The organism is Sinorhizobium sp. FG01 (assembly GCF_002531875.1).
Classification (GTDB): Bacteria; Pseudomonadota; Alphaproteobacteria; order Rhizobiales; family Rhizobiaceae; genus Sinorhizobium; species Sinorhizobium fredii_C.
In genome coordinates this window covers 519,459-544,963 of record NZ_NWTB01000004.1, presented here as the reverse complement: position 1 = coordinate 544,963, position 25,505 = coordinate 519,459, and the positions used below count along the sequence as shown (strand labels likewise).

General features: G+C 62.6%; 26 protein-coding genes. 10 read left to right on the top strand and 16 right to left on the bottom strand.

Features of this window, described 5'->3' with window-relative positions:
* Nucleotides 1-9 precede the first annotated feature (9 nt).
* Entirely contained in the window at nucleotides 10-762 is a 753-nt protein-coding gene (locus tag CO656_RS08050; RefSeq protein WP_095677970.1) for a pyridoxine 5'-phosphate synthase, read from the bottom strand.
* Between the two features lie 183 nt (nucleotides 763-945).
* Between CO656_RS08050 and CO656_RS08045 the strand changes: the two genes are divergently transcribed.
* The 5 genes from CO656_RS08045 (at nucleotide 946) to CO656_RS08025 (ending at nucleotide 5,082) form a co-directional block, all read left to right on the top strand.
* On the top strand, nucleotides 946-1,662 hold the full coding sequence (locus CO656_RS08045; protein WP_097525381.1) for a DUF899 family protein: 717 nt from the start codon (nucleotides 946-948) through the stop codon (nucleotides 1,660-1,662).
* A 313-nt stretch (nucleotides 1,663-1,975) separates the two neighbouring features.
* Nucleotides 1,976-3,079, top strand: a complete 1,104-nt coding sequence (locus tag CO656_RS08040; RefSeq protein WP_097525380.1) for a hypothetical protein — start codon at nucleotides 1,976-1,978, stop codon at nucleotides 3,077-3,079.
* A gap of 339 nt (nucleotides 3,080-3,418) precedes the next feature.
* Nucleotides 3,419-4,093 carry a MerR family transcriptional regulator gene (locus CO656_RS08035; RefSeq protein ID WP_097525379.1) on the top strand — a complete coding sequence of 225 codons (675 nt, stop codon included), beginning with the start codon at nucleotides 3,419-3,421 and terminating at the stop codon, nucleotides 4,091-4,093.
* A gap of 275 nt (nucleotides 4,094-4,368) precedes the next feature.
* Entirely contained in the window at nucleotides 4,369-4,614 is a 246-nt protein-coding gene (locus CO656_RS08030) for a glycine zipper 2TM domain-containing protein (RefSeq protein WP_037415739.1), read from the top strand.
* A gap of 114 nt (nucleotides 4,615-4,728) precedes the next feature.
* A complete protein-coding gene (locus CO656_RS08025) occupies nucleotides 4,729-5,082 on the top strand; it encodes an EF-hand domain-containing protein (protein WP_037415758.1) in 354 nt (117 codons plus the stop codon).
* 55 nt (nucleotides 5,083-5,137) lie between these two features.
* On the opposite strand, the gene CO656_RS08020 is transcribed toward CO656_RS08025, so the two are convergent.
* The 8 genes from CO656_RS08020 to CO656_RS31230 all read right to left on the bottom strand — a co-directional run bounded on the left by CO656_RS08020 (nucleotide 5,138) and on the right by CO656_RS31230 (nucleotide 14,366).
* The gene (locus tag CO656_RS08020; RefSeq protein ID WP_037415736.1) at nucleotides 5,138-5,824 is read right to left on the bottom strand and encodes a hypothetical protein; all 687 of its coding nucleotides are present in this window, start codon (nucleotides 5,822-5,824) and stop codon (nucleotides 5,138-5,140) included.
* A gap of 21 nt (nucleotides 5,825-5,845) precedes the next feature.
* Nucleotides 5,846-7,030, bottom strand: coding sequence for a hypothetical protein (locus CO656_RS08015; RefSeq protein ID WP_097525378.1), 1,185 nt, complete (start codon nucleotides 7,028-7,030; stop codon nucleotides 5,846-5,848).
* 36 nt (nucleotides 7,031-7,066) lie between these two features.
* Nucleotides 7,067-7,873 carry a TfuA-like protein gene (locus CO656_RS08010; RefSeq protein WP_097525377.1) on the bottom strand — a complete coding sequence of 269 codons (807 nt, stop codon included), beginning with the start codon at nucleotides 7,871-7,873 and terminating at the stop codon, nucleotides 7,067-7,069.
* A gap of 4 nt (nucleotides 7,874-7,877) precedes the next feature.
* Entirely contained in the window at nucleotides 7,878-9,089 is a 1,212-nt protein-coding gene (locus CO656_RS08005) for a YcaO-like family protein (RefSeq protein WP_234819731.1), read from the bottom strand.
* Nucleotides 9,073-12,147, bottom strand: a complete 3,075-nt coding sequence (locus CO656_RS08000) for an AAA family ATPase (protein ID WP_097525376.1) — start codon at nucleotides 12,145-12,147, stop codon at nucleotides 9,073-9,075. The genes CO656_RS08005 and CO656_RS08000 overlap by 17 nt, the downstream gene beginning before the upstream one ends.
* 279 nt (nucleotides 12,148-12,426) lie before the next feature.
* Nucleotides 12,427-13,059, bottom strand: a complete 633-nt coding sequence (locus CO656_RS07995; RefSeq protein WP_097525375.1) for a LysE family translocator — start codon at nucleotides 13,057-13,059, stop codon at nucleotides 12,427-12,429.
* Nucleotides 13,060-13,095: 36 nt separating this feature from the next.
* The gene (locus CO656_RS07990) at nucleotides 13,096-14,223 is read right to left on the bottom strand and encodes an ATP-dependent RecD-like DNA helicase (RefSeq protein ID WP_097525374.1); all 1,128 of its coding nucleotides are present in this window, start codon (nucleotides 14,221-14,223) and stop codon (nucleotides 13,096-13,098) included.
* An 11-nt stretch (nucleotides 14,224-14,234) separates the two neighbouring features.
* The gene (locus CO656_RS31230; protein WP_272938890.1) at nucleotides 14,235-14,366 is read right to left on the bottom strand and encodes a hypothetical protein; all 132 of its coding nucleotides are present in this window, start codon (nucleotides 14,364-14,366) and stop codon (nucleotides 14,235-14,237) included.
* A gap of 145 nt (nucleotides 14,367-14,511) precedes the next feature.
* On the opposite strand from CO656_RS31230, the gene CO656_RS07985 reads away from it, so the two are divergent.
* From CO656_RS07985 to CO656_RS07970, 4 genes are all read left to right on the top strand, one after another.
* Complete coding sequence (locus CO656_RS07985; RefSeq protein WP_097525373.1) at nucleotides 14,512-15,600, top strand: AbrB family transcriptional regulator; 1,089 nt, start codon at nucleotides 14,512-14,514, stop codon at nucleotides 15,598-15,600.
* Between the two features lie 140 nt (nucleotides 15,601-15,740).
* Nucleotides 15,741-16,115 carry a hypothetical protein gene (locus tag CO656_RS07980; protein ID WP_097525372.1) on the top strand — a complete coding sequence of 125 codons (375 nt, stop codon included), beginning with the start codon at nucleotides 15,741-15,743 and terminating at the stop codon, nucleotides 16,113-16,115.
* Nucleotides 16,099-16,647, top strand: a complete 549-nt coding sequence (locus CO656_RS07975; protein ID WP_037386789.1) for an RNA polymerase sigma factor — start codon at nucleotides 16,099-16,101, stop codon at nucleotides 16,645-16,647. Before CO656_RS07980 ends, CO656_RS07975 begins: the two co-directional genes overlap by 17 nt.
* Nucleotides 16,644-17,456 (top strand): anti-sigma factor, encoded by an 813-nt coding sequence (locus tag CO656_RS07970; RefSeq protein WP_037415713.1) that lies wholly within the window; start codon nucleotides 16,644-16,646, stop codon nucleotides 17,454-17,456. The genes CO656_RS07975 and CO656_RS07970 overlap by 4 nt, the downstream gene beginning before the upstream one ends.
* Before the next feature lie 9 nt (nucleotides 17,457-17,465).
* Here the strand turns inward: CO656_RS07970 and CO656_RS07965 are convergent, their stop codons facing one another.
* The 4 genes from CO656_RS07965 to CO656_RS07950 all read right to left on the bottom strand — a co-directional run bounded on the left by CO656_RS07965 (nucleotide 17,466) and on the right by CO656_RS07950 (nucleotide 19,803).
* Nucleotides 17,466-17,843 (bottom strand): nitrile hydratase accessory protein, encoded by a 378-nt coding sequence (locus CO656_RS07965; RefSeq protein WP_097525371.1) that lies wholly within the window; start codon nucleotides 17,841-17,843, stop codon nucleotides 17,466-17,468.
* The gene (gene nthB / locus CO656_RS07960) at nucleotides 17,830-18,489 is read right to left on the bottom strand and encodes a nitrile hydratase subunit beta (RefSeq protein ID WP_097525370.1); all 660 of its coding nucleotides are present in this window, start codon (nucleotides 18,487-18,489) and stop codon (nucleotides 17,830-17,832) included. The genes CO656_RS07965 and nthB overlap by 14 nt, the downstream gene beginning before the upstream one ends.
* On the bottom strand, nucleotides 18,486-19,130 hold the full coding sequence (gene nthA, locus CO656_RS07955; protein ID WP_097525369.1) for a nitrile hydratase subunit alpha: 645 nt from the start codon (nucleotides 19,128-19,130) through the stop codon (nucleotides 18,486-18,488). Before nthA ends, nthB begins: the two co-directional genes overlap by 4 nt.
* A 79-nt stretch (nucleotides 19,131-19,209) precedes the next feature.
* Entirely contained in the window at nucleotides 19,210-19,803 is a 594-nt protein-coding gene (locus tag CO656_RS07950; RefSeq protein WP_097525368.1) for a LysE family translocator, read from the bottom strand.
* Between the two features lie 478 nt (nucleotides 19,804-20,281).
* Here CO656_RS07950 and CO656_RS07945 point away from each other — a divergent pair, with 478 nt between their 5' ends.
* Nucleotides 20,282-21,127 carry an aldo/keto reductase gene (locus CO656_RS07945; protein WP_097525367.1) on the top strand — a complete coding sequence of 282 codons (846 nt, stop codon included), beginning with the start codon at nucleotides 20,282-20,284 and terminating at the stop codon, nucleotides 21,125-21,127.
* Between the two features lie 211 nt (nucleotides 21,128-21,338).
* Here CO656_RS07945 and ilvN read toward each other — a convergent pair whose 3' ends face one another.
* The 3 genes from ilvN to CO656_RS31225 form a co-directional block, all read right to left on the bottom strand.
* Nucleotides 21,339-21,911, bottom strand: a complete 573-nt coding sequence (gene ilvN, locus CO656_RS07940; protein WP_012708543.1) for an acetolactate synthase small subunit — start codon at nucleotides 21,909-21,911, stop codon at nucleotides 21,339-21,341.
* Between the two features lie 23 nt (nucleotides 21,912-21,934).
* Entirely contained in the window at nucleotides 21,935-23,713 is a 1,779-nt protein-coding gene (locus CO656_RS07935; protein WP_097525366.1) for an acetolactate synthase 3 large subunit, read from the bottom strand.
* 242 nt (nucleotides 23,714-23,955) lie between these two features.
* Nucleotides 23,956-25,296, bottom strand: coding sequence for an Ig-like domain-containing protein (locus CO656_RS31225; protein ID WP_097525365.1), 1,341 nt, complete (start codon nucleotides 25,294-25,296; stop codon nucleotides 23,956-23,958).
* Nucleotides 25,297-25,505 lie beyond the last annotated feature (209 nt).

Here is a 25,505-nt window from a genome sequence, read left to right as displayed (position 1 = left end):
GTGGACCGCTTACAGGGCTTCCCCGCAGGCGCGGCGGAAGCGGCGCACGGTCTCGGCCATGCCGTATTGCAGCGCGTCGGCCGTCAGGCCGTGGCCGATCGAGACCTCGGCAAGCGCCGGGATATGCTTGGCGAGCCGCGGCAGGTTGGCGACGGTCAGGTCGTGCCCCGCATTGACGGCGAGGCCGAGATCGATTGCGATCGCGGCCGTGCGGCCGAGCTCGCCGGCGATCCGCTCGGCCTTCTCCGGATCGTCGTGGCAGCCGCCGTAGGGGCCTGTATAGAGTTCGATGCGGTCCGCCCCGGTCTCCTTGGCGATTTTCAGCGCTTCGGCGTCCGGATCCCCATCGGCAAACAGCGACACGCGGAAGCCCTTCTTCTTGAGACGCCCGACGACCTTGCCGAGCAGAGCCTGGTTCTCGCGAAAGTCCCAGCCGTGGTCGGAAGTCGCCTGCGCGGGATCATCAGGCACCAGCGTCACCTGTTCCGGTTCGTGTCGCTCGACGAGTTGCAGGAACTCCTCGTTGGGATAGCCTTCCATGTTGAACTCCGCGCCCGCGAATTCGTCGTCGATCAGGTCGCGGATCGGCTGCAGGTCGGAAAAGCGGATGTGCCGCTGGTCGGGACGCGGATGCACGGTCAGTCCGCTCGCCCCCGCCTGAAGCGCGATCCGGCCGAGCCCGGTCACGGAGGGCCATGGAAGATCGCGCCGGTTGCGCAGCATGGCGATGGCATTGAGATTCACGGAGAGCTTTGCGGGCATATTGAAACTTTCAAAGCGACAGCTGGAAGGCGGGTGTCGGCGACCAAACCGATCGTCGCAGTTCTACCGCAGATTTTGCAAGACCGGAAACGGCCTTTGCACGGCTTCGTCGCGAAGTTTTGACACCGCGTAAATATGTTGATATCAACGTTATCAATCGCAGCATTCAAGGAGGAGAGCACCATGACGACGCAGGCCCCGCTCGTCCCGGCAAAGGAACTCGCCGCAAGGAACCGCGCCCGCTTCCCGAACGAGAGTGCGGAGTATCGTCGGGCACGCAACGCTTTGCTCGCCGAGGAAATCGAACTCCGCCGCCATATCGAACGCGTCGCCGCGCAACGCCGGCAACTGCCGCCGGGTGGCGAAGTGCCACGGACCTACGTTTTCGAAAGTGAGAACGGTCCTGTGACGCTCGACGACCTCTTCGGGGACAAGGACACGCTCATCATCTACAGCTACATGTTCGGCCCGAAGCGCGAAAAGCCCTGCCCCATGTGCACCTCACTCATGGCCGCCTGGGAGGGAAAAGTGCCGGACATCGAACAACGCATCGCTCTGGCGATGGTCGCCCGATCACCGATCGAGCGGCTCCTCGAGGCCAAGAAGGCGCGCGGCTGGACCCAGCTGAAGGTCTATTCCGATAGCGAGGGGAGCTTTACCCGCGATTATGTCAGCGCCGAGGACGCGGACGTCCCCGGCTACACGGTCTTCACCCGCCGGGACGGTACGATCCGGCATTTCTGGAGCGGCGAGATGAGCGGCGAAATGGCCGATCCTGGCCAGGACCCGCGCGATGCACCCGACCCCGATCCGTTGTGGCACCTGCTCGACACGACGCCCGAAGGCCGCGGCGCCGATTGGTATCCGAAGCTTGAATATCGCGGCGCTGAGCGCGGTTAACTTGCACACTCTGCAGCGCCGCGCGTCTTATCAGACGCGCAAAGGTCGCTGTAGCACTTTGAGTTGCTGCATGTCTGTGTCCTTAAATCGAGTTCGATTTAAGGACACATGCAGTAGCATACGGCGGACCGATTTAATCCGGACATCCGGCCGCGCCGCTCGCGCCTTCGCGAGAGGTACGCGGCCTCGGCCGTTCAGAAAAGCCTCAATTTCGTATTACTAAACCTGACAACCATCGTTCTTTCGGTTTAAATTCCGAATCAGGGTATTGTTGCCCGCTTTTCATTCGACACGGCTTCTTCCGGAGCAATTGATGACGCCAGCCGAAAGGCCCTGCGACGCGGCGATCCGCTCCGCGCTCGGCCGGATTCTCGACAGCAAGAGCTTTCAGCGCTCCGAGCGGCTCCGTGCCTTCCTCACCTATGTCGTCGAGAAGGAGATCGCCGGCGAGGCCGGGCAATTGAAAGGCTATTCGATCGCGGTCGACGTCTTCGGACGCAGCCAGGCTTTCGATGCCGATAGCGATCCGCTCGTGCGCGTTCACGCCGGAAAGCTGCGCAAATTGCTGAAAGGCTTCTATGACGCCGAAGGGGCCGGCGAGGAATGGCAGATCAGCATTCCGAAGGGAACCTACGTGCCGGAGTACCGCCGGCTGCGTGAACCTGCGGCGGAACGCCTTGAGGAGCCGGCCACGAATGCCCGAGATCGCCTTTCCAGGCGCCGCCCCGCATGGCAGCCCTCGCCCTTCTCCTCCCCCTGGGCTGTGCTGACGGTGCTTCCGCTTCTTTTGTTCACGCCGCTGCCGTCACCGAACGTCGCGCTCGACTTCGGTGCAGAAGCCAAGCTCGCAAACGGCCCGATGGCCGCCGTCCGGGGACTTCCGTCGGTAAGTTTCGTCATCGACGGGGAGCATGGCACCGCAGAACATTTCGCCGCGCTGTTGCGCGCAGCCGCGCTGCGTCACAGGACCCTTGCCGCGGCAGAGGTTGCGGGCACTTCACATCCGGCCGGTTCCATGGATTCGGCGCTCGCCTTCTCCGTCAAAGTCGACTGGCACGACAGTCCCGAGCCCGGCCTTCGGCTCACGCTTTCGCACAATGGCGAGCGCGTGCCGCTCCGCCAGGAGTTCATCGGCGCGCAACAGCTCGCCAATGAATCGGACATCCTCTACAAGACCACCTCGCTCGCAGCGCAGTTTTTCGCTCTCAATGGCGAGATCTACGCCCACGCCGCCACCGAGGGGCTGCAGAGTACATTGATGCGATGCATGGTGACGACGGCGCGCTACAAGAAGCTCCTGACGCGCGAGGCCTTTCAGGAGGCCTGGACATGCCAGCAGGAACTTGCCCCGCTCAAAGGCGATGAACCGCTCTTCATCCTCTCCTCGAAGAAACAGAATGAGCTTTTCAGCCACTGAACAGCTCGATCGGACTATAATTGCCCGCAACCACGCCAAGATTTTACCCGCAACATTGGGGCTGTTCATTTCGACGATTCGCGCCTACCGTGAATTCGTGCATTAGAAAATAAATGCCTGGTTGCTCGTTGGGGCATTGCGCGTTCGAGGAGCGCGCGAAGAAGCTCCCGCCCACCACTGCGGCCCCCGCGCCTCCAAAGCGCCGGGCCGGTGAAGGGCAAGCACATTGGTCTGTAGTAAGTCGTGCCGCGCGCACGATGTGCCCCGAGAGGCAGCCGGTAGTGGCCAGTGCGATTGGCGGATCGCATTCGTCACGGCGCGGAAACGGGGGGCGCGAAAATGCCACAGGATTCTTGGAAGAATGCCGAGGCAGGCATGGCGCCTCGCACCGGCGGCTTTCTGCCGAAGCTGCCTATCCCCTATAGAGGCTCGAACGATCGGCTTGCCATTGCCGAAATGGCAGAGGCTTTCGGCGTGACGCACCGCACCTTGCACTTCTACGAAGAGAAGGGACTGCTGAACGCCGCACGCCTGGGCCCGATGCGGGTCTATGGCGAGAGCCATATCCGCCGCATGGCCGTGATCAACGCATGCCGGGAAATCGCCATGCCGGTTGCCGGGATCCAGGACCTAATGGCGGCGCTGGACGCGGCCGGAAGCCAGTCCGAGGCCAACCAAATCTTCGAGACGGCGCTTCGCTCGCGCCGGCGCGAGCTTGCGGCCCAGCAATCGATCCTGCGCCGGCAGATGCAACGCATCGCCGAGCTGCTCGAAAACGGCTCCGGCGGGTCCGCTGATCCGGCATGCGGGGGCGTCCACCTGTCGCCGATCGAGAGCGAATGCCTCGGCCTGATGGCGGAGGGGCACGCCGCCGCCCGCATCGCGCAACTGATGGAGATGGATATCACCGCGGCTCTCGCGCTCGAGTCCGGCATTATCCGCAAATTCGATGCGCAAAATCGCTTCCAGGCGATCGCGAAGGCCGTGCTCGCCGGCATGATCGCGTCGGAATAGCACCGTCGGCACGATTCCGCTCCACCAGGACCCGCCCTCCGAAAGGCCGCAGTCCACAAAGAGTTGTCATCACCCGTCCGTGGCGGTAGTATTTGCGCGCAGTTCCGGACGGCTGCGTCGACAGACTGCATGTTTCGTCAATGAGCTGCTTCTGATCGAACACAAGAGCCTCTCGTAGTTCGGGAGACATACTCAGAAGCTTATTTGCATCCGACGCCAAGTTTGGCGCCTCCGCCGATTCGTATTGCATTCGGACGAATATTTTGGAGGAGAAGATGAGCAAGCCTACTGTAACTTTGATTGTCTTTGGCGCCCTCGCCTTATCCGGGTGCCAGTCCGCTGCGACATCCCAGAGGGGAGGCGTCGGCGAATTCGGCTGTATTGCCGGGACCGTCGGCGGCGCGATCGTCGGCGGCGTGGTCGGCGCGACCATCGGTTCGGGCACCGGCCAGCTCTGGGCCGTCGGCGGCGGTGCCACGCTCGGCAGCGCGGCAGGCAACGCCCTGACCTGCGCCTATTAAAGCGGAATGCGCTCGCTTACATTCCCGGCGCCAGTTCTATTGTTTGTTTTTGCCGCATTTGTGCGACGTCAGGCGATTCCGCCGTGCCGCAAGATGCTGAAGCGGAAGGTCGCCATGCTGCCAAGACTCGCTCTTTCCACGGCGCTCGCGCTTTGCCAGCTCGTGTCGCCCGCACAGGCTCAGTCGGCGGCAATGAACCAGGGTCAGATGGATCGCCTCGACCGTGACCGAAACGGAGCGGTTGACCGCTCCGAATACCAGGCGTTCATGACGATGGCCTTCGCAAGCCTGGACAAGAACAAGGACGGCAGCCTGCGCTCCGACGAGGTGGCGCAGGCACTCACCGCCCAGCAATTTGCCGCCACCGACAAGAACGGCGACGGCAGGGTGAGCCAGACCGAATTCCTGAACAGGGTCATGGCCGATTTCCAGGCAGCCGACCGCAGCGGCGACGGCAACCTGGAATAGCGGCTCGAACGCCGCCTGACAGCTCCCATGGACCGGGGACGTACCGTCCTATGCCTCAATCGCGGTGTCGGGCCGGCGCCAGCGCCATGGTTTGTGCATAGGCCATTGGCGAACGGCTGCCAGGCATGTTCTCGTCGAGAACCAGCGTCTTTACATCATCGGAGCGAACGTCGAGAGCAATGACACGTTCGAGCTTGTCAATCTGCCAAACGGCGTAGCCAAGTTCCGGGACATATCCGCAGTCGCATCCACAATCGCCACCAATGATTTCTCTCGGCTCCGCGGGCAGATACATGATCTGCGGCTTCGGCAGCTTGTAGCAATGTCCCTCATAGGCGTAGCCATAAATCACGCCAATGCTCTTTATGTATTTACTGTCGTCTCCGCGAAAATTTCGCGACGGGATGTTTATCTCGACGGTAAGCTTTAGGACTTCCGCCTGGTTCTCATCAACTAAAGCCAAAACTATCTGCTGCTGAAACAGGTCAATGAGTTTCTTTTGGGCAACACGCCTGATGATGCCGGAGATAAGTTTCTTATCTTCGCTATTTATCTCACGACCTCTCAGTTCCTCTTCGAGAGTGAGGTCGATATTTCCGATTTCCTCGGGCGTAAATATCGATAGAGAGACAGCCGGGCGGCCATAAAGACGCACTTCGCTCGGATTGTAAGCGTCATATTGTGGAGCCTCGAGGCCTTTCGCCTGGTTGCCGACGCCGGGATGATTGCAACAATCGCTCATGTTCCTCTCCTTTTCCTGGCCTCACCTTCGACCGATAATCTCGCGCCATGCGAAATTTGCTTCCAACACCTCCGCGGCCGCTCCAGGGGCAGCGGCAATGACGGCTGTTGCCGCCTGATCCAGACGCATCGTCGTGGGATCGAGCGTCCGCAATGAAGAGGCGAGCGCCTGTCCGACCGTGTCACGCGCGGCGGCCAAAGCGAGCTCGAAGATCAACGGCTTCACCCGAAAGGCTTCGGCCGTTGCTGCGCGGAACGCATCGAAATCCCGCTGACTCAACGCGCGAAGGTCGAGGTCGAGAAGCCTGCTGTCGGCGCAATCCCGGGCAACCAGTTCGCGATGATATAGCTCGACGATCGTATCGAAAATGGCGCCGACGAAGGGGAGCGCGCGGTCGTGGACTTCCCGGGTCACCTCCGACATGCGGCGAAAATTGGTGGCGAGCCGCACCTGGGTCTCGGGACTGGTTTCCGCAAAGCGGTTGAGCTCGTTGTATAAGAGAAGATTGCCCCTCGTTCGTCGCAACAGCCGGTCAATGGCAGAGCCGAAATGGAGGAACGAGATCAGCGAGACAGCGTCGGAAAACGCCTCCGAAAAGGGAAAGAAGTCAGCTTCGGGCGAGACTATCGTCGGCACGCCGGTTTCGGACAGAAGGATCAGATGTCCGACTTCGTGGGCGATCGTATCGAAATTCAACGCATACGGCCGTCGCACTCCGTCGGTATCCGAGCACCCCAATTCCAGGAAGCCGTAACCCGCCTGTGCGTTGTCCCAATTCACAAAGGCAACGATCTCGAGACGCGGAAAGGTCTGCTCGAAGAACCATCGAACCGGCCGGCCGAGATAGCTCTGCCATATGTCGAGAACGAAGTGCACACAGGCATAGGCGTGCACGGCCAGGAATTCACGTGAGCTCGGCGATACATTGTCAAAATGACGGTCCGGCCCCGGCTTCGGTGCTGCGCGCCGCGGCCCGTCGAAGGGCGGCAGGCGATCGAAGCCGTAGGGTTGCTTTTCGGAGAGCGGATCGATGACATACATCGTCGCGTCACTTGGCCCCGCTCCGATCTCGTCCCTCAAAATCGGCAGCCAAACTCGATCCGGTTGCTCGTAACCCGGGAGGAAAGGAGGCTGGGGGAAGATCCAGAAGCGCGTACCTAGACGCGCCTCGCCAGACTCGAGGGCCTCGTTCCGAAGCGGATGCATCGCACAATTGCCCCCTCGATCGGTGAAAGCCGGCAATCAGGGATTCAATTTATAAGTGTTCACTAATTTGGAGTCAATGCCGCCAGCTTCCAGGTCCCGAATGAAGGTGTTCGTCGCGGCCCAAGCATTCTGGCCATCTGCCATCCGTGCCTCTCGCACAAGGCGCGGCGCCCTGTGAAGTGCCAGCAAAGCGTCTTCTCTCTTCTGACGCACCGCTTTCTGCCGTATCTCTTGAATGCGACTGTCCGTCCATCCCGCGGCACCCAAAACCGCCGCTAGCGTCCGGTCGCGAAAGTTCATGTTTCGCGCCATTGTTGTGAGCTGCGCCCGTTCGGCGGCACTGATGACCCTGCGGCGCATCAGCGTGGAAAAGGTGCGCTGCAGATCGACGAGCGCGTCGGTCAGTTGCAGGAAGCCGAGCTCAGCCGGCCCCGAATGCACCGCCACGGCGTCGTCCGGGGCCAGGGCGGGGGGCGAGACGCAAACCTCCATTCGGGAAGAAAGAGCCCATCGCCGATACCACCTGTAGATCAGGCCGACGCCGATCATGCCGAAATCGCCGAGTTCCGCTGCTCTGAGCGCCCCCATGCTGGCGCCTCCGACCATGACAATTCCCTGGGCCATCGCCCAGAGGATTTCCTTGTGCCTGACGGCGGGCCGGTCTTCGAACCGGCCGTCGATCAGGACCATGGCACGGGGCCTGAAAGCATGGGCGGCCAGTAGAATATCACCTTGGGCGGCGGGCTGCAGATAGATGGCATCGAGCACCGCACGGGCCTCGTCAAGCCGCAGGGTCGGACCGAGAAACACCAGAATCGGACCGTCGCATCCCGCATCTGGCATCTGCTCACCTGACAACAGAGAAGGGATGGGCGCGGGCAAGGACCGTCCTCACGCACTGGACACCCGCTTCGCGATCATGCCCCACCGGAACGGCGACGACTGGGCCGAGGCCGGCCGCGAGAACGCTGCTCAGCAGGGAGCCAGCATCAGCCGCCGTCGACGAAGACGCCCCATGCATCGGCCCTGCCGAAACCTCGGCGAGAATCAGCTGGCGGGCTCTCGCTACTACCTCCTCGGTGCTCCGCTTGTAGTGTGCTCTCGTCTGATCATCGCGAGCCCCGGAGATCGCCCCCGCCCTCGCCGCCAGCGCTTCGAGCATGGCGCTTACGCCGGCTGCTTCGACGCTCGGACCTGCGGCATAGCCTTCCGTCGGCAGGGCGAGAATCGGCTCGCCAGAACCCGTCTCGATCGTCTGGCACCAGATGACCGCAAGGCCCGTCGGAGAAGGGGCCTGCCACAGGGCGACGGCTATGCCGCAGGATCCTGCAACGGAACAGACCCGATCGACCCCAGCGCCGAGCCCCGTCGCGGCGATGCGCATCCGGTCGAAAAACCCGTGTGTGGCGAAAGCGCGGGCCATGGCGTCGCGCTCGATACATTCGAACAAGCCATGCAGATAGGCACTGTGGGCGTCCACATGGCAGGCCAGACCCGTTGTCGTGCGCACGAACCAGCCGTCGTGGACCGGCGGCGGTTCCGTGTAACAGGTGTGGACCAGCTCTAAGGGAACGGGCAGCGCGTGCCCCGTGGCGACATCGACGCCCATCGTCCAAGCTATGGTCCTGCTCCGCCAATCTTCCGAGCCGGCCACGACAAGAGTATCAAACAGGCCGTTGGCAATTTCGAGTTCCTCGGCCGTTGCGAGAAAGATGCGTTCCGGCGGAATGGCTTCGGCATAATAGCGCTCCAGCGATTCCATGATTGCTCCCACCGACGCTTCAGTTGTCGTGAAGCCTCGCCCCAGAGAGGTGACTTCCGATAGAGCCGCCGGACGAACGGCTTGCACCACGGGGAGCCCCAGCCGGTCCAGCCCCGTCAGGTCGCCGATCCGCGTTATTCGAGCTCTCCTGCAAAGCGGCAGAAGTGCCTGGAACCGTCGTTTGGTTTCGTCAGGAGTGGAGTGAACGGAAAGGGCGGCGCGCGGGCATGAAACTAACGAGGCATAAAAATCGGCCAGATCCCTATTCAGGCTGGCTCGATCAGCGCCCCGCGACAAGACCCAGCTCCTGCATCGATCGTCGGGCGCGCCTGACAAGCGTTGTCGCCCCCTGACTTTCGGCAATTTCAACGGCCGATCGAAGGTCTGCCGCGAGCGCATCGCGAGGCACTCCAGCCTGTGCGCCGAGTACCGTACGGCAGCGGTGAAGCTCCGCCAGCCAATAGGCGTGACCGGTTTCCTCGGCCTTTTGGATCGCCTCGTTCACGATGTCGATCGCGTCCCCGAGCCTGCCGGCGAGCCCCACCAAGGTGGCATGCATATAGAGATAGATCGGCAGGTCGGCGACCGCCCCCAACGTCCTGAGAAGCGACAGGCCCTCCCGGAAGACGCTGTGACCACTCGCAAGATTTCCCCGATGAGCCTCGGCCCAGCCCCTGAAGAGTTGCGACAGGCCGGACAGCGACTGCATGTCGTGCTTCCTGGCAAATTCCGCCATCCGCGCCGAAACCTCGATGAGGCGATCGAAATCGTCCCGGTAAAACGCCGATACGGCTTCCGTATCGAGCGAATGCGCCTTGCTCGGCGCATGGGCTATGCGGTCGACAAAAGCGATCATCCTGGAGAGCGCCGCATCCGACGCCTTGGTTTGCCCGGTCAGCCACAGGGAAAGCGCCATTTGCCCAAGCCCGCAGACCTTCGCGTCGTGCCCACCGAATTCCGTCCGGCTCTTCCTCGCCGTTCGCTCGTCATAGAGCGCCAGGCCGGCCTTGATCGCCTCCTGGGTTTCGCGGTGCCGGCCGAGGTTGAAGTCGATCGCCCAGATGCAGTGGTTCACCTGCAGTTGGATCTCGGGGTCGTCCACCTTCGCCAGCATGGACTGCACTTCGAGCGCCCGGTCGTGCATGATGCGGAAGTCCGACCCGGTGAACCACCAGCCCCAGTAGATCGGGAACCACTTGGACTGCTCCTCCATCGGCTGCCGGCGGGCGATTTCCACGCCGTCTTCGTAGAGCTTGCGCGCGGGAGGCGAGTTCAGCCCCACCAGCCCCGTGAGAATCGGCCCCAGTGCCGTCAACGCCGCCAGCTGCAAAGTCTCGACGGCGCTCTCCTCACCCAATTCGCTGCAGAGCGCCAGCGCATGTTCCAGATACTGGCGCGCCTCGATCATTGCCGAGCGGCTCGAGCTCTCCTTCCCGGCCGCGATGAGCAGTTCGACCGCATTCTCGATGAGCCCGGCCCGTTCGGCATGTTCGGCCAGTGCGCCGGTGTCGATCCAGGCGGCCATGCCGCGGTTCTGGTTGACGGCGCCGAAGAGCCGCCGGTGCAGCACCTGCCGCTGTTTGCGCAGCAGCGCGTTGTAGATCGTCTCCTGGATCAGCACGTGGCGAAAGCCGTATGCAATGCTTCCTGGCGCGCGTACACGCGTCAGGAAGCCGGTCTCGCACAGCATATCGGCCGCACTTGCGATCGCCTTCTTGCTGAAATCGGGCAGAAGCACGCGCAGCAGGGGCAGGGTCACCTGCGTGCCGGCGGCGGCCGCCGCACGCGCCACTTCCCGGGCCGGCCCCAGATGCTGCAGCCGTGCGTCGAGTATGGATTCGAATGCGGATAGATGGACCGGCTTCATGGTCTCCGACAGGCTCGCCTCATCCGCTTCGGCACTTTGGGATGCCCATTGGCAGATTTCCTCGATGAAAAGCGGGACGCCGCCGGATATCCGTTCCGCCACTTCGAAGAGCTCCGGCAGCCTCGCCAGCCGATGCTCAGGCCACTTCGCCCTGATCGCCAGCCGCGTTTCGTCGCTGTCGAGCGGCCGCAACGACAGCCGCAGCGGGTTTGCCGTATCCAGCCACTCGACCGGTGCACCGCGGCGCGACGTCAAGATGAGAAAGATCGGGAATTGACCGATGAGCCGGGCTGCTTCGCCGAGCAGATCGCGCGAAGTCGGGTCTATCCAATGGATGTCCTCAACGGCGACGACCACAGGGCCGCTTCGCGAGACCGCTTCCAGCGTCCGCAAAAGCGCCCGGTGCGCCTTTTCACGGATCGCTTTGGGGTTGTCATTCGCCAGAAGCTGGTTTCGTCCCTCTGCTCCGAGCAGATAGGCGAAGACCTCGATCGCCTCCTTGTCCTCGATGCCGTTGCGCTCGAACAATGTCGCCACATCGGATGCCGTGACGCCCATCTGGCCGTTTCTCGTCGTCGACCCGGGAAAGCTGTGCAGCAGGGGATGCAGCGTCGAGCGCAATCCCCCGGGGAGGCACTGGAAGAAAAACAGCTTCGAGCGCCGATCCCGCGTTCTCCTGCGGATCTCCCGCAAAAGGCGGGACTTGCCGATGCCGGCGTCGCCCTCGATGAGCAGGCTTGCGCCCCGCCCGGCAAGAACGCCGTCCCAGGTACGAGCGATCGTATTAAGCTCGCTCTCGCGGTTGATGAACGGACCGCCCAGTCGCCCGTACGCATGGAAGCGATCGACCTCCATCTTGTGTCCGAGCGCCCGCCACACTTTCTCGGGCGTTGAAAAGCCCTTGAGCGGCTTACTGCCCTGAAAAACGAAGGCGTGCGATCGCCCTGCCAGGTTTCGTGTCTCCTCCGAGACCAGGACGCTGTTGGGCTCGGCGATGACTTGCAGACGAGCGGCCATGGCGAGTGCCGCTCCGGTGACGGGCTCCTGCAGCCAGCTCTCGCGCTCCATGTCGCGGATGAGCGCCGCGGACGTGGCGATGCCGACGCGGACGCGAAGATCATCCCGTCCCCACTCTCGGCCGACGCGCTTGCAGGCGTCGACGATGTCGAGCCCCGCCCGGATGGCGAGCGAAGCCGCGTCCTTGGCATCGAGATCGATCGGAAACAGCGCCACGCCGCCATCGCCCGCCTCGTGCTGCATCACTCCGGAATGCGCGGCGATCGACTGCCTGCTCGACCGCTGGAAGGCGGACATCAGATCCTGATAATCCTCGATGTCCATGACATGCAGGAGATCGGTCGACCCTACGAGGTCGTAGCAAAGGGCGGTAACGATATGGCGCTCGCTGCCGTGTGCCGACGAACCGCCGGCGCGCGCCGTGCGACTGACTCCTTTTCGTGGTGTATTGGTCCGGTTTTCGCGCAGCATGCACCACCACCCCGCGTTCGGCAGCGCGCCCCCGAAGACTATACGCGCATGTTCAAGACAAATAAGCTGGTTCTTGCAATTTCTGAAATATCTGGCTCGAGAGGCGTGCTGCAGACCATGCGTCACGCTCCCCACTTGGCGTAGCCAAGGCTGCTCACCGAAACCGGTCTATGTCAATCGGCGCAGAGTTGCAACGATCCGATCTCTCTATTTGAGCCCGCACGATGGCATGTTGAGATCAAAAGCGATCGCGGCCGTATGACGAAAGCGGCCATTCTGTCAGTTCTTCTGCAGGGCGAGATGGGCGCCCAATCCGACGAGCGTGGCGCCGCCAACGCGCTGAACCAGACGCTGGGTGCGACTTGAATGCCTGAGCCTCGATACGAGCACGCTGGCGAGCATGACGCAGAGGATGTCCGCCGACGAGAACATCAGGTTGACGATCGACCCGAGGACGACGAATTGCACCCATACGGGAAGTGTGGCTGACGTGTCGATGAACTGCGGCAGGAAGGAAACGAAGAAGATCGCGGTCTTCGGATTGAGAACCTCGATTGTGACGCTCTCGAAAAGGGCACGCCGGCCCGATTTCGCCTGCACCCCCGGCAATACCACATCGCCTTGAGCCTTGGCACGGAAGAGCGAAACACCCATCCAGATCAGATAGGCGGCACCGGCCAGCTTGACGGTCAGATAAAGTGTGGGCACGGCATGAAAGAGGGCCGAAAGCCCTGCAGCAGCCGCAGCGACGTGCACATAGCCGCCGATGTGAATGCCGAGCGTCGCCATCACACCGGACCAGCGGCCGCGCGCCATCGTCTGGGCGGCCGCGTAGAGCATGGCCGGTCCCGGCACATAGGCGAATACGGCGGTGGTGACGAGAAAGGTGATCAGCAAACCGGTCGACGGCATTAGCGGCTCCTTTGGAGGCAACTCTTCGCAGAACGATTACCTGACGATCGTCAGCCGCTCCGCCGCGCGGGTGATTGCCGTGTAGAGCCAGCGTTCGCGCGTATCGCGGAAGGCCCAGCTCTCGTCGAAGAGCACGACATTGTCCCATTGCGAACCCTGTGCCTTGTGCACGGTCAGCGCATAGCCATAGTCGAACTCGTCGTAGCGCTTGCGGGTGGACCAGGGAATCTCGCCCTCGACCTCTTCGAAGGCCGCTTTCAAGAGCTTGATCTTCGCCGCGCCGCGGTCCATGTCATCCTCTTCGGGACGGATCATCAGGTTGATCCCCGGCTTCACCGTCTCTTTCGACGAGCTCATCACCTGCCAGAGAGAACCGTTGAGCAGGCCTTTGGCAGGATCGTTCCTCAGGCAGACGAGCTTGTCGCCCGATTGAGGATACTCGCTCGAAAAACCCTTCAGCTCGCGCAGACGTTGGTTGTAGCGCCGCCGCGTCCGGTTGGTGCCGACAAGCACCTGGTCGGCTTCCAGCACCAGCGGCTGGGTGACCTCGCTCTTGGAGATGATCTGTGCCGTGCCGTAGTCGCCCTGCATGATCTCCTTGCCCTCGCGAACATGCATGGCGAGCTGGATGATCGGGTTGTCGCGCGCCTGGCGGTGGATATCGGTCAGCAGATAGTCCGGCTCGTGATTGGTGAAATAGCCGCCGCCCGACACGGGCGGCAACTGACCCGGATCGCCGAGCACCAGGATTGGCGTGCCGAAGCTCATCAGGTCCTTGCCGAGCGCCTCGTCGACCATCGAGCATTCGTCGATGATGATCAGCGCCGCCTTGGCGACCGGGCTCTGGCGGTTGATGGCGAACATCGGCGCGATCGAGGTCTTGCCGGTCTCCTCGTCCGCGACCTCCTCCTCGCCACGAGGCCGGTAGATCAGCGAATGAATGGTCTTGGCATTGCTGGCGCCCTTGGAACGCAGCACCTGCGCGGCCTTGCCGGTGAAGGCCGCAAAGAGCACCTCGCCGTCGACGTGCTCCGCGAAATGCCGTGCCAGCGTCGTCTTGCCGGTGCCGGCATAGCCGAACAGCCGGAAGAGCGGCGAGCGGCCTTCCTTCAGCCAACGCGAAACGGCCTTCAGGGCCTCGTCCTGTTGCGGAGCGAATTGCATGACCTGCAGTGTCAGGATTCGGTGGCCAGGCGCAAGCCCGGATTTCTGTCTGGCGTCGGTGTGGATGCTTCGGCGGTCACAATGCCGTCGAGCGGCTTCAGCGCGAAATCTTCTGCGGCGGGAGCACCGTCAATCACTTTCATGCGCTGCGCGCCGAAGCCCTGTCTGGATCAAGATCGCCTGTGGCAGTTTCTTGCCACGGCACTTGAAACGGCTCGCGCGATGCTGCTAACAACAGGGCGGCTGCATACTGTGTGCACGAGCGGCCGTCCTCGCCGGAGAATGCCGTTGAAGCCGGAACAGCCCGCAACGCCGATGACCCCCGAAAGCAGCCGGCTTGGTCGCTTGCCGCGCATCTGGCAATGGTGCCTGCTGGGCGTGCTTTCCCTGCTGCTTGCTGCTCTCTTCGAAATGGCGGGCATTCCGGCCGGGCTTCTCATGGGCCCCATGGTGGCCGGCGCGCTTGTCGGCATGAATGGCGGCACGATCCGCCTGCCCCGCCAGTTCGTTTTCTGCGTCCAGTTCGTCCTGGCGATGATGATCGCCGGCTCGATGCGGCCCGATCTGTTCGCCACCTTCTCCAGCAATTGGCCGCTCTTCCTCGCCGTCATCCTGTCGGTGATCGGCGTCAGCACGCTGTGCGGCTGGACGATCACGCGGATGCGCATCCTGCCTGGAACGACGGCGATCTGGGGGTCCTCGGCCGGTGCGGCCTCGACCATGCTGCTGATGGCCGACGCCTATGGCGCCGATGCCCGCCTCGTCGCCTTCATGCAATATTTGCGGGTCGTCTGCGTCGCCGGCGCCGCGACGATGGTCGCGCATCTCTGGGTCAGCGGCACGGAGGCCGAGACGGCAACCCATTGGTTTGCGCCGGTCGCTGCCCTGCCCTTCCTTGCGACGCTCGCCGTCGGCATCGTCGGCGGCTTCCTCGGCAAGCTGCTGCGCGTGCCGGCCGGCGCTTTCCTCGTCCCCTTCGCGATCGGCTCGGCTCTCAATGTCTCCGGCATGCTGACGATCGAATTGCCGCAATGGCTGCTGGCGCTCTCCTTCGCGCTGCTCGGCTGGAACATCGGGCTGGGCTTTACCCGCAGCATCATCGCGCATGCGCGCCGGGCCTTCGTGCCGACGGTCGTCTCCATCCTCGTGCTGATGGCCTCTTCCGGTTTGCTCGCACTGCTCCTCACCAAGGCGGTCGGCATCGATCCGTTGACAGCCTATCTCGCCACCAGCCCCGGTGGCCTCGATTCCATTGCCGTGATCGCCGCCTCGAGCGATGTCGACCTTCCCTTTGTCATGGCGCTGCAGACGGCCCGCCTGCTGATCATCACGCTGATCGGCCCGGCTCTTGCCCGCTTCGTCGCCGACCGGGCCTGACGCCGTCACGGCACCCCAACGCAAACGCGAAGCACCTTCCCGTCATTTGCAACCAGCACGAGCGCCTAGGGAATAAATTCTTGGCCCGCCGTGTCTCATCCATGAACCCGCTTGGAACGGTTCTAGGAAGGAGCCCCGCAATGAGAACGATCCCCTTGACCATCACCATTTGCCTCGTCACCAGCGCTTCCGCTTTCGCGGCACCGCCCGTCAAAACGGTTGAGAGCGAAAAAGGTCCGGTGCTTGCCGCGGCAAACGGCATGACGCTCTACACCTACAAGGATGATCAGAAGGGCGTCTCCACCTGCTATGATCAATGCGCAAAGAACTGGCCGCCCTTCATGGTGGAAGGCGACGGGATGGCAGAAGGCGCCTATTCGATCGTCGAACGCAAGGACGGCAGCAAGCAATGGGCAAAGGACGGCATGCCGCTCTACTTCTGGGTAAAGGACAAGAAAATGGGCGATATCACCGGTGACGGTGTGAAGGGCGAATGGGATGTCGCACGGCCGTGACGATTCGGAAGCAGGTGCGGATGCTTCCGCACCCGACGCTTTCGAGGAAGACGTCCTCACCCTCATGCCGGCGCTCAGGCGCTATTCACGTAGCCTCGCCCGATCCGACACGGACGGCGAGGACCTTCTCCAGGACTGCGTCGAAAAGGTGCTGGCGCGCCGGCAGCAATGGCGAGGCGTGAACCTGCGCGCCTGGGCCTTCACCATCATGACGAACCTCTACCGCAACCGTCACCGCCATCGCGCCTTGCATCCCGAGGTCGAATATGAGGAGGCTCTTGGCCTCGTCGCCGAAGACCAGAATGCCGACCCCCTGCAAAGCCGGCGGCTCGAGCGCGCGCTGGAGCGGCTGTCGGTCGACAACCGCTCCGTGCTGATGCTCGTGGTGATCGAAGGCTACCGCTATCAGGATGTGGCGGAGATGATGGCTATCCCGATCGGCACGGTGATGTCGCGCCTGTCGCGCGCGCGCCGCCAGCTCGCCGAAGCGATGAAGGACGACAACGTGATCGCCCTGCGGAGACCGAAATGACGGACGAATTCAACACCGTCTCCGAAGACGAACTGCATGCCTATGTCGATGGCCAGCTGAGCGAGCCGGAGCGCAGGCGCATCGAAGCCTGGCTCGAAAGGCACCCGGATCGCGCTCAGGAAGTCCGCGAATGGCAGGCCCAGGCGGCTGCGCTCCAGCACCATTTCGCATCCTATGCCCGTGACCATGAAGGCGATCGGGCGCTGGTCTCGGCCCGTCGAGGCCGGGGGCACGGCGTTGCCTCGGCCCCTGCGCCCGTCCTCCTGCGGATCGCCGCCGGTCTCCTGATCTTCGCCGCCGGTGCCCTGACCGGGTTCTACGCCCCTGCGATCGTCTCCGGGGATCGGTTGCCCGCGGCGGCCGAGAGCACCGACAGCCTTCCGCGCCAGGCGCAATCCGCTTTTCTCGTCTATGCGAGCGAGGTGCGCCATCCGGTCGAGGTCGGCGCCGACCAGGAGGCGCATCTCGCCACCTGGCTCGGCAAGCGGCTCGATTACGGGTTGAAGATTCCGGATCTGTCGGCTTTCGGATTTTCGCTCGTAGGCGGCCGGCTGATCCCCGTCAACGGCACGGCGGGCGCCCTGCTGATGTATGAGGACGGCTCCCGCCAGCGGCTCACCGTACTTCTCGGCCGCAACAGCGACAATCGCGAGACGAGCTTCCGCATCGCGAGCCAGGGCGATCTCGAAACTTTCTACTGGATTGACGGCGAGATCGGCTACGCGGTTACCGGCGAGGTGCCGCGCAGCCTCCTGCAGCGGGTCGCCGACGCGTGTTACCGCCAGTTCGAGGGGTCCGAAGGCTCATAGGCCACGGACTCATCCTCGTCGCAGCGGATCGTTCTCCAGGATGATAGGGTTGCCATGAGGCGTCCCTTCGGCAGCACGCTGCCAGCTTCTGACGAGCGCCTCCAACTCCGGGCCAGAGGTGATGGAAAGCTTCTCGACCAGGTGGCTGAGGGCCGCCACCCAGCAATCAAAGTAATCGCTGCCGTCCGGCTTCCGGCCGGGCTTGTGGAGTTCGGTCGAAAGCGCCTCGGCCCATTCGCTCCAGGAAAACACGCCCTGTTCATGGAGCCGGACGGTCATGGCGAAGGCGGCAGCCTGCCAGGGCTCGGCAAAGACTGGATCGCCGTCCGCCGATTTCGGCAGTTCGGCAGAGGCGACCAGTGGAGAGGTGGTGCTACACGGACTCAAGATAGCTCTCCCAGGCATCGATCGAGACGGTCAATGAAGGATCGCCGCCCTCACCCCAGATCTCCCCGCCATCAAAGACGACCGTGTAGACCCACTGGGGGTTCTCGCCCTTGCCGTGGGCGTTGTCGTCCGGAAAGACAAAACTGCCCTGCACCGCTTCCACCACGCCGACTTTGGAACGGGCGTAGCGCGGCAGGCGCGTGTGGGTTTCCGGATGGAAGTTCTTCGTACGGACACGGTCGCCGACGCCGAAACGCGGCTTCGTATCGACCGGCCGGTCGCAAGGCCCGCCTCTGGCGAGCACGCCCGCCACCATATCGGCCTTGAGCACCCGCTTCGGCTCCCGCCCCTTCTCGTGCATATGGCCGGCATCGAGCTCCGCTTGGGTCACGAAGCCGTGGCGCTTCAGGAGCGTTTCCAGCGCACGAGTCCAGATCTCGTAATAGCTTGCCGCGAGATAAGTGGCGGGGGGCAGGCTTTCGCGCGCATGCCGGCTCTCGTCGATCGTCCAGGCGCCGAAGGCTCCGCAAGAGAGCGTGATCCCGAGTGCGCGCTCTTCCCATTCCGCATGGAAATAGGGCTCGTCCTTTTCCGGCGCGATCGGCCCAAGGCCATGCTGGCCGCCAAGGTCGTGAGGCCCGTTCATGGCTTGGCCTGCGGTGAAAGGGCGAGCCCGGTGCCGATCATCGAGTCGCGCGTGACGAGATCGGCGAGCGCCTCCTCGCTGAAGTCTTCGGTGCCGTCGGGCCGCTCCGGCACCACGAGATAACGCAGCTCCGCGGTCGAATCCCAGACGCGGATCTTCTTGTCGATCGGCAGCTCCAGCCCGAATTCGGCGAGCACGCCGCGCGGATCGATGACGGCGCGCGAGCGATAGGGTGGCGCCTTGTACCAGACGGGCGGCAGGCCGAGCACGGCCCAGGGATAGCAGGAGCAGAGCGTGCAGACGATGAGATTGTGGGTGTCGGGCGTGTTGAAGACGGCGCGCATGTGTTCGCCCTGCCGGCCGGTGAAGCCGAGACTGGCGATCGCCGCCGTTGCATCGCGCTTCAGCCAGTCCGCAAACTCCGCATCGCTCCAGGCCCTGGCAACGACGCGCGCACCGTTCCTCGGACCGACCTTCGTCTCGTAGGTGTCGACGATCGCATCGATTGCCGCCGGGTCGATCAGTCCCTTCTCCGTCAGCACCGTTTCCAGCGCCTTCACCCGCGCTTCCACATCGGTGAAATGATTGTCGTGATGGTGATGGCCGTGATCGCCGTCCTGGCCACGATGATGCTCGGACATTCCGTGCCTCCTCCGCCGGAAACCCGGCCATTTCTAATGCATCAGGGCGGGAATCGGAATCGATATTTCAAGAGTTACTCTACTTTAGCATCGGCCAGAGGCTGACGACGAGCAGCACGGCCATGGTGATGTTGAACCATTTGAGCCGCGCCGGCTCGGAGAGCCATTGCCTCAGCGCCGAGCCGAAGCCTGCCCAGGTCGAGACGCTCGGCACGTTGACGAGCGCGAAGACGAGGCCGACGACGAGCACGCTCGCGAGATAGCGTTCGCCACTGGTATAAGTGGCCATGGCCGAGACAGCCATCACCCAGGCTTTCGGATTGACCCATTGAAAGGCGGCAGCCTGGAGAAAAGTCAAAGGCGCAGCCCCTGACTTGCCCTCGCCAAGCGGGCGCGAGGATCCGATCTTCCATGCAATCCAGACGAGATAGGCGCCACCGGCGAACTTCAGCCCGGTGTAGAGAAGCGGCACGGAGTGAAGCAGCGCGCCAAGGCCCAGGCCAACCGCAATCAACAGCAGGAAGAAGCCGCTACCGATCCCGAGCATATGCGGGATCGTACGGGCGAAGCCGAAATTCACGCCCGAGGCAAACAGCATCATATTGTTCGGGCCGGGCGTGATCGATGTCGTGAAGGCGAACAGGAACAACGCCAGAAGCGTATCGGCTTGCATGCATTTCTCCCAAGGCATTGTTCGAGACGGTCGTCGGCAGCGACGTTCCGCATTTTGGAAATTTAGGTCAGGCTAGCTGACCTAAATCCAAAGACCAGTCAAATCTTGTCATGGTTACAAAACCGGAAGAAAAGCCGGGTGAAAACCCGACCTTCCTCATCATCTCGACCTGCCGATGCCAGTACATCCGTGGTCAAAGGCAGGGAGATGACATCTGTTGAACGAATGTCCCGCACCGAAATGGCCCGCCTTGCGTCTCCGAAAGGCAACCAAACTCGGGAGGACCCAGCGACATCGTGCCTTGGCGCAATAAAGAACGTCGCCGATCAACATCGATGAGCCGCCTGTAGTGAGACAATGTGGTCTCGCAAGGCATTGGACGAAATTTTCAATCAGGTCTCCTGTTGCCCGCAGATCATGGACTTTTTCCGCCCGGGTGCCATTTTGTCATCGTCAGAAGCGAGCGAGGGCGCATGTCATGCACGATCCTATCCCGACCACCACGTTCCCGGATGGGCGCAAGGTTCCGGTCCTCGGTCAGGGAACTTGGCGGATGGGCGAGAACCGCACCACGGCTGCCGACGAAATCCGCAGCCTCCAGATTGGGCTTGATCTCGGCATGACGCTTATCGACACGGCCGAAATGTACGGGAACGGCGGCTCCGAGCGGATTGTGGGCGAGGCGGTCCGCGGCCGTCGCGACGAAGCCTTCATCGTCAGCAAGGTGCTGCCCTCCAATGCCAGCCGGTCGGGCACCATTGCCGCCTGCGAGCGTAGCCTCCGCCATCTCGGCACCGACCGCGTCGATCTCTATCTGCTGCATTGGCGCGGCGGCTATCCGCTCGCCGAAACCCTCGCCGCTTTCGAGGAGTTGAAGCGGGACGGCAAGATCGTCGCCTGGGGCGTTTCGAACTTCGATTTCGACGACATGGAGGAATTGATATCGGTCCCGGGCGGCGGCAGCGTCGCGGCAAACCAGGTGCTCTATAACCTTGGCCGCCGCGGCATCGAATACGACCTCCTGCCCTGGTGCCGCGACCGCAGCGTGCCGATCATGGCCTATTCGCCGCTCGACGAAGGGCGCCTGCTCCACGATGCGGACCTCGTTCATATCGCCAAGGCGCACCAGGCGACCCCCGCTCAGGTCGCTCTCGCCTTCCTAAAGACCCGCGCCGGCGTGATCTCCATACCGAAGACCGGCTCTGCCGAGCGCGCTCGCGAAAACCGCGACGCCATGGATATTCACCTGACGGCGGAAAACCTCGCCGAACTCGATCGCATCTTCCCGCCGCCAAGACGGAAGATGCGGCTGGAGGTGATTTGAGAACACAGGAAGATAGCCCTGCCCAAAAGGAAGAATGCCCCTCCCCACAGGTGGGAGGGGCTTAACCTGCCGCGCCCTCTGCGGTAATTAATTCCTGGCCTTTGCAGCGAGCACAAAGCGACTGAAATTGCAGGAGCGCGCCGCGGGCGCCAAGCCCCTCCCACCTGTGGGGAGGGGTTGGGGCGGGGCGCGCACCAAAGGTGCGCAATCCTCACATCCCCTGCGGGCCGCGGTTCATTGCGGCAATGCCCGTGCGGCAGACCTCGATCAGACCGAGCGGCTTCATGATTGCGATGAATTGCTCGATCTTCGAAGGCTTGCCGGTGATCTCGAAGACGAAGTGATCGATATTGGCGTCGATGACCGAAGCGCGGAAGGCATCGGCAAGTCTCAGCGCCTCCACCCGGTGCTCGCCCGAACCGTGCACCTTGACGAGCGCCAGCTCGCGCTCGACCGGCCGGTCGTGGCCAAGCCCTGCGGCGCGCACGGTGAGGTCGACGACGCGGTGCACCGGCACGAGCCGCTCGAGCTGGTTCTTGATCTGCTCCAGCACGTGCGGCGTGCCGCGCGTGACGATGGTGATGCGCGACAGATGCGCCTCGTGCTCGGTCTCGGAGACCGTCAGGCTTTCGATGTTGTAGCCGCGGCCGGAAAAGAGGCCGATGACGCGGGCCAGCACGCCCGGCTCGTTGTCGACGAGGACGGAGAGCGTGTGCGTCTCCGCAAGCTCCGTCTCCTTGGCGATGAAATAGGCGGAGCCCGTCGGTTGAAGATGTGCGCTCATTCTCTTGTTCCTAATCCTTATCCTCAGACGAGCTGGCGGCCCTTGGCATCGATGGCATTGGCAACCGCCTCGTCCGTCGCCTCGTCGGGAAGCAGCATTTCGTTATGCGCCTTGCCGGACGGGATCATCGGGAAGCAGTTGGCGAGGTTGGCGACGCGGCAGTCGAAGATCACCGGCGCCGACGTGTCGATCATGCGGCGGATCGCGTCGTCCAGTTCGCCGGGCTTCTCGCAACGGATGCCGACGCCGCCATAGGCTTCGGCCAGCTTGACGAAGTCGGGCATCGCTTCCGTATAGGAATGCGACAGCCGGTTGCCGTGCAGCAGTTGCTGCCATTGGCGGACCATGCCCATGTACTGGTTGTTGAGGATGAAGATCTTGACCGGCAGCCCGTACTGGACCGCGCAGGACATTTCCTGGATGCACATCTGGATGGATGCATCGCCGGCGATGTCGATGACGAGGCTTTGCGGATGCGCCACCTGGACGCCGACAGCGGCCGGGAAGCCGTAGCCCATGGTGCCGAGGCCGCCCGACGTCATCCAGCGGTTCGGCTGCTCGAAGCCGAAGAACTGCGCCGCCCACATCTGGTGCTGGCCGACCTCGGTGGTGATATAGGTGTCGCGGTCCTTGGTGAGCTCATAGAGCCGCTGGATCGCATATTGCGGCATGATGACATCGTCGCTCGGCGTATAGGCAAGCGAATTGCGCGCCCGCCACTTGGCGATCGACCCCCACCAATCGTTCAGCCGTGCCTTGTCGACCGTCTTTGCCGCCGCGTGCCACAGCCGGACCATGTCTTCGAGGACGTTGCCGACATCGCCGACGATCGGAACGTCGACCCGTACGTTCTTGTTGATCGAGGACGGATCGATATCGATATGGATCTTCTTGGAGTTCGGCGAAAAGGCGTTGAGGCGGCCGGTGATGCGGTCGTCGAATCGGGCGCCGATGCAGATCATGACGTCGCAGTCATGCATCGCCATGTTGGCCTCGTAGGTGCCGTGCATGCCGAGCATGCCGAGCCAGTTCTTGCCGGAGGCCGGATAGGCGCCGAGGCCCATCAGCGTCGAGGTGATCGGAAAGCCGGTGAGGTCGACGAGCTCGCGCAGGAAATGCGCCGCCTCCAACCCGGAGTTGATGACGCCGCCGCCGGAATAGATGACCGGTTGGCGCGCCGACTTCATCAGCGCGACCGCTTCCTCGATCTTCTTGAGGTCCCCTTGGGTCTTCGGCTGGTAGCTCTTCTGCGTCGGCACGGCGGAAGGCGGCGTGTAGGTGCCGGTCGCGAACTGGATGTCCTTCGGGATGTCGACGACGACCGGACCCGGACGACCGGACTGGGCGATGCGGAACGCCTCATGGATGATGCGGGCAAGATCGTTGACGTCCTTGACCAGCCAGTTGTGCTTGGTGCAAGGCCTCGTGATGCCGACCGTGTCGCATTCCTGGAAGGCATCCGAGCCGATCAACGGGGTCGGAACCTGGCCGGAGATGCAGACGAGCGGGATCGAATCCATCAGCGCGTCCTGGAGCGGCGTGACCGCATTGGTGGCGCCGGGACCGGAGGTGACCAGCATGACGCCGACCTTGCCGGTGGAGCGGGCATAGCCCTCGGCCATGTGGCCGGCGCCCTGCTCATGGCGGACGAGAATGTGCTGGATCTCTTCCTGCTGGAAAATTTCGTCGTAGATCGGAAGCACGGCGCCGCCCGGGTAGCCGAAGATGTGTTCGACACCATTGTCCTTCAGGGCCTGGAGAACGATCTCCGCCCCTGTCATCTGGTTTTCAGTTCCGCTCATTGGCCTGCTTCCGTCCCTTTTGTAAGGCTTGGGGTGATTACCTTGTTTGAGGACATAAAAAAAGGCCCCATCAGGAGCCTCGTTCAGCGCATGGGTGGCTACCGCCGGATGGTTACACCATCCTGCCCATGCGCCGTCCCACCACAAGAATAACCGCGAAATTTTTCATGGGTCGATTTGATAAACAGAAAACCGTGACCCGTCAACGCCGATTTAACGGACGTCCTTCCCGGACCGGACCCTTAGAACACAAGGAAATCCTCTGCGGCGAGCGAAGTGCCACGGCTCACGATGGCGAACCGAACGGCATCTGCGCCGCCGGTGCCATCCGCATCGTAAAATAGCTCCCCACGAGCTTGGTCATATACGATCCGGTCGTCCTCGTCGGACGCAGCCTTGCCAAAAGCCAAGGTCTCACTGTCCAGCGTGCCTACCGAGAGCGCCGCAAATACAGCAGCGTCCAGCCTGAACAGGTCATCGGCCGCGCAGAAGTCGAGGACGCGGTCGCAGCTTGCCGTGTCCGGGGCAACGTCGAACAGGAAGGTATCGGCTCCCTCCCCCCCGATCAGCTTGTCGCGACCGACGCCGCCGCTGAGGATGTCGTTGCCCGCGCCGCCATTCAGCCGGTCATTGCCCGCCATGTCCTCGAGTGTATCGTCGAACCGGCTACCCGCGATCCGGTCGTTGCCGCCCGCGGCGACGACCAGCACAGGGTGATCGTATGCCTGATAGCTGATCTTCTCGGCGGCATCTGTCAGTATGATCGATTGCGCGGGCGGAGTGACCGTTATGGTGATGGTCGCCAGATTGCTGTTTCCCTGACCATCGGTGACGTAGATGGTGAACCTGTCGGTCCCGAGAAAACCCGCCTCGGGAGTGTAGTCGAACAGGTTTCCACTGAGGAAATCCTGATGAAAGTGAAGGCTGCCCCCGTATTCACCCTGGGGGAATGGATAGTAGCCGCTTTCGTAGCGCGTCTCCTGTTCCAGCGTGCCATGGGCCGGCCCCTCCACGACGATGAAGGCCAGCAGATCGAAATCGGCGTCCGCCGCACTAAAGGCCACGTCGTCGAGGGACTGGCCAGGGAGAAGCGTGAAGTTCATATCGGTCGCTACGGGGACATGGTTGACGAAGCTGTCCAGGTGCAGCGCGCCATCCCGCAGGATGATCTGGTGTTGGCCGTATTGCGTGTTTTCGCCGCCAAAGTATTGATTTGCGCCGATCCAGGTCACCGTGATGTCGTCGGGACTCTCCGCGGTCACTGACACGATCTGGGCCGAAAGATAAGCGGCCTGATCAGACAAGCTGCGAATGTAACTGCCCTCGTTGTCGAAGACGAGGGTCTCTATCGTCGTTGCGACCTTGGTCCTGCCGTCATGGGTGAAAGTCGTGATCGTGAAGAACCCGTCGAACACGTCGATCGAAGCCACTTCAATCGAACCGAAAGGGTAATCCGCGCGTGCGCCGACGGGGCCGAGAACATCCCCATTCGATGCCGTTATCGTGAAGAGGACCGCATCAGGGCTTTGATTGTCGAGGTCCTCCCAGACGGTCAACTCGCTCCCATTGCTCAAGCTCGGCATGGCTTCCCCCTCGTCGACGCGGAGAAATGAATGGCTGCCCGGTCCATTCCGTGGATAACACGAGCCATTCGTGGCTACATCCCTCAATGCTTAGGGATGCGAGCGAAGTTCATTGTGAGCCGTTTGAACCTGAAGGGCGCCCCATAGTGCGCAACCACTTATTAAAATCGTTTCGTTATTCTGGAACGCTATTAGCCGAGGTGTGTCTT

Bases quoted from the DNA above. Each gene is read 5' to 3' on its own strand.
- CO656_RS08050 (WP_095677970.1), bottom strand. From the start codon at position 762: ATGCCCGCAAAGCTCTCCGTGAATCTCAATGCCATCGCCATGCTGCGC.
- CO656_RS08045 (WP_097525381.1), top strand. From the start codon at position 946: ATGACGACGCAGGCCCCGCTCGTCCCGGCAAAGGAACTCGCCGCAAGG.
- CO656_RS08040 (WP_097525380.1), top strand. From the start codon at position 1,976: ATGACGCCAGCCGAAAGGCCCTGCGACGCGGCGATCCGCTCCGCGCTC.
- CO656_RS08035 (WP_097525379.1), top strand. From the start codon at position 3,419: ATGCCACAGGATTCTTGGAAGAATGCCGAGGCAGGCATGGCGCCTCGC.
- CO656_RS08030 (WP_037415739.1), top strand. From the start codon at position 4,369: ATGAGCAAGCCTACTGTAACTTTGATTGTCTTTGGCGCCCTCGCCTTA.
- CO656_RS08025 (WP_037415758.1), top strand. From the start codon at position 4,729: ATGCTGCCAAGACTCGCTCTTTCCACGGCGCTCGCGCTTTGCCAGCTC.
- CO656_RS08020 (WP_037415736.1), bottom strand. From the start codon at position 5,824: ATGAGCGATTGTTGCAATCATCCCGGCGTCGGCAACCAGGCGAAAGGC.
- CO656_RS08015 (WP_097525378.1), bottom strand. From the start codon at position 7,030: ATGCATCCGCTTCGGAACGAGGCCCTCGAGTCTGGCGAGGCGCGTCTA.
- CO656_RS08010 (WP_097525377.1), bottom strand. From the start codon at position 7,873: ATGCCAGATGCGGGATGCGACGGTCCGATTCTGGTGTTTCTCGGTCCG.
- CO656_RS08000 (WP_097525376.1), bottom strand. From the start codon at position 12,147: ATGCTGCGCGAAAACCGGACCAATACACCACGAAAAGGAGTCAGTCGC.
- CO656_RS07995 (WP_097525375.1), bottom strand. From the start codon at position 13,059: ATGCCGTCGACCGGTTTGCTGATCACCTTTCTCGTCACCACCGCCGTA.
- CO656_RS07990 (WP_097525374.1), bottom strand. From the start codon at position 14,223: ATGCAATTCGCTCCGCAACAGGACGAGGCCCTGAAGGCCGTTTCGCGT.
- CO656_RS31230 (WP_272938890.1), bottom strand. From the start codon at position 14,366: ATGAAAGTGATTGACGGTGCTCCCGCCGCAGAAGATTTCGCGCTGAAG.
- CO656_RS07980 (WP_097525372.1), top strand. From the start codon at position 15,741: ATGAGAACGATCCCCTTGACCATCACCATTTGCCTCGTCACCAGCGCT.
- CO656_RS07975 (WP_037386789.1), top strand. From the start codon at position 16,099: ATGTCGCACGGCCGTGACGATTCGGAAGCAGGTGCGGATGCTTCCGCA.
- CO656_RS07970 (WP_037415713.1), top strand. From the start codon at position 16,644: ATGACGGACGAATTCAACACCGTCTCCGAAGACGAACTGCATGCCTAT.
- nthB (WP_097525370.1), bottom strand. From the start codon at position 18,489: ATGAACGGGCCTCACGACCTTGGCGGCCAGCATGGCCTTGGGCCGATC.
- nthA (WP_097525369.1), bottom strand. From the start codon at position 19,130: ATGTCCGAGCATCATCGTGGCCAGGACGGCGATCACGGCCATCACCAT.
- CO656_RS07950 (WP_097525368.1), bottom strand. From the start codon at position 19,803: ATGCAAGCCGATACGCTTCTGGCGTTGTTCCTGTTCGCCTTCACGACA.
- CO656_RS07945 (WP_097525367.1), top strand. From the start codon at position 20,282: ATGCACGATCCTATCCCGACCACCACGTTCCCGGATGGGCGCAAGGTT.
- ilvN (WP_012708543.1), bottom strand. From the start codon at position 21,911: ATGAGCGCACATCTTCAACCGACGGGCTCCGCCTATTTCATCGCCAAG.
- CO656_RS07935 (WP_097525366.1), bottom strand. From the start codon at position 23,713: ATGAGCGGAACTGAAAACCAGATGACAGGGGCGGAGATCGTTCTCCAG.
- CO656_RS31225 (WP_097525365.1), bottom strand. From the start codon at position 25,296: ATGCCGAGCTTGAGCAATGGGAGCGAGTTGACCGTCTGGGAGGACCTC.